Consider the following 2,154-nt stretch of genomic DNA (forward strand, 5'->3'; position numbering starts at 1 on the left):
GGCGCGGATGGCGTCGGCGCGGACCTCGCCGACCTCGCCGGTGGGCTGCTCGCCGTGACCGGCGTCGGCGCCACCGTCGCGCTGCCGCCGGGGCTTCCCGGTGCCTTCCGGCTGACCGCCCTGGACACGGAGTTCGCGCCGAACGCCGACCGCGACCCGCGCTCGGCGTCGTTCGAGATCGCCACGGCCCGTTCCTGGGCCCTGGTCGCGGGGGTGCTCAGCGTCGACGCCCTGGGGGCCCGGCTGCGGCTGGAGCCGCGCACCGACCTCGACGGCACGGTCACCGGCTGGGCGACGATCGGCTACCTGACCGGGACGGTCACGCTGTTCGGACTGGCGATCGACGTCGAGGTGCCCGTCGGCGGCGGCCCGCTGGAGCTGTCCTGCCGACCGGGCGTCACCCTGCCCGCCTTCGGCGAGCTCGCCGACGGGCTGGCGCACCTGCTCGGCGTGGCCGACGTCAGCCCCTGTCTGCCGCCGGGAATCGCCGACATCGGCGGCGTCACCCTCGACCACCTCGCCGTGACCGTCGACCCGGCCGCCGGGACCCTGGAGCAGGTCTTGGTCGGACTGAGCATCCCCGACGACGTCGAGTGGTCGCTGCCCTACCTGCCCGGTCTCAGCCTGGAGTCGTTGCGCGTCGAGCTGGTCGCGACGCATCCCCTGGACGAGGCGCGCCGCGCGATCGGCGGACGCGCCGTCGTCGCCGCGACCGTCGGCGAGTGTTCCGTCACCTTCGACCTCGCGCGGGATCCGGGCTCCGACGAGTGCCTGATCAGCCTGGTCGCGTCCGACCCGATCGGCACACCCGAGCTGCTGACCCTGGTCGGCCTGGACGGCGCCGCCTTCGCCACCGCCCTGCCGCCGGGCCTGTCACCGGTCGCCGACCTGGGCCTGTCGCGCCTCGACGTCGTGCACAGCCTCGACGCGCGCCGCGCCGTCGCGGTCCACAGCGAGATCGAGCTCGCCGATACCTGGGTGATCATCGAGGATCACCTGGAGCTACCCGAGCTGTCGCTCGTCCTCGACGTAGACCGGCCCGCTCCCCCGCCGACGGATTCCGCCGACCCGCCGACCCCGACCGCGACCGGAACCGGGACCGGGACCGCGCCGTCCGACTCCGCTCCCGCGACGACCGTGCGCGTCGCGCTCGACGGGGAGCTGCTGCTCGGCGGCGCGCTGTTCTGGATCTCCGCCACCAACGACGCCACGACCGAGCCGACCGAGCCGACCGGCACCGACGGCGAAGGCGACGCTGACGCCTGGCGGGTCGGCCTGGCGCTGGCGGACGGCGAACAGATCATGATCACGGATCTGCTCGCCGCGGCGGCGGGCCCGCTGTCGCTGCCGAGCGGCTTCCCGCAGATCGCCCTGACGGGCGCCGCGGTCTCCGTCATCCCCGCGACGCTCGCCACCACCGCGTCGCTGGCGACGAAGGCGACCTGGGGGCCGTCGTTCGCCGGCACGACCGGGAGCATGGCGAACCTGTCGATAGCACTGGCGGTCGCGGCGGCGGACGGCGCCGGAGCGCGCGCCACCACGCTGACCGTCGCCGGCTCGCTGGCACTCGCGCCGCTGCCCACCCTGGACGCGGTCGCGACGGTCGGCCCGGACGGCACCGCCCTGCTCGGCGTCCTCAGTTCCGCCGACGCCCGGGGTCTCGGCGTCGGCGCCGTCAGCGACGGCTTCGCTGGCGCGGGCACGTGGTCCGCCATCCCCGTACCCGCCGGATTCACCGTGCCGGGACTCGGCGCGACGGGCGGTGTCCTGCTGGACCTCACCGCCGAGACCCTGATGGTCTTCGGCCAGGCCAGCCGCCTCGGCACCGCGGCGCTGATCATCCAGCGGATCCCGGCCGTGGCCGGCACCACCCCGGGCGGAGACGGGCCGACCGAGGCGGCGGGCTTCGGTGTCGCGTTCGTGCTCGACCTCGCCGACGGCTTCCGGTTCGCCCATCTCGTCCCCGACGGCGCCGTCGGCCCGGCCGCGACGTTGCGCGCGGCGCTCGCGGCGATCGACGCGTTCGTCGAGATCCGGTGGGCCAGTGTCTCGGTGTCGTCGTTCGCGCTGCCCCGGCCGGCGAGGACACGCCCGGTCCCTACGCGAGTGTCGCCCGGCTGCGGGCCGCCGCCGCCGCGCTGCCGACGCCGGTGG

General features: G+C 75.6%; 1 protein-coding gene. It reads left to right on the forward strand.

Annotation, left to right across the window (positions count from 1 at the left end):
• On the forward strand, window positions 1–2,154 hold a 2,154-nt coding region (locus MXD58_RS29805), incomplete at both ends, for a hypothetical protein (protein ID WP_250611479.1).

Origin of the sequence: Frankia sp. AgKG'84/4, from assembly GCF_023242965.2 — a bacterium.
In the GTDB taxonomy this organism is placed as follows: domain Bacteria; phylum Actinomycetota; class Actinomycetes; order Frankiales; family Frankiaceae; genus Frankia.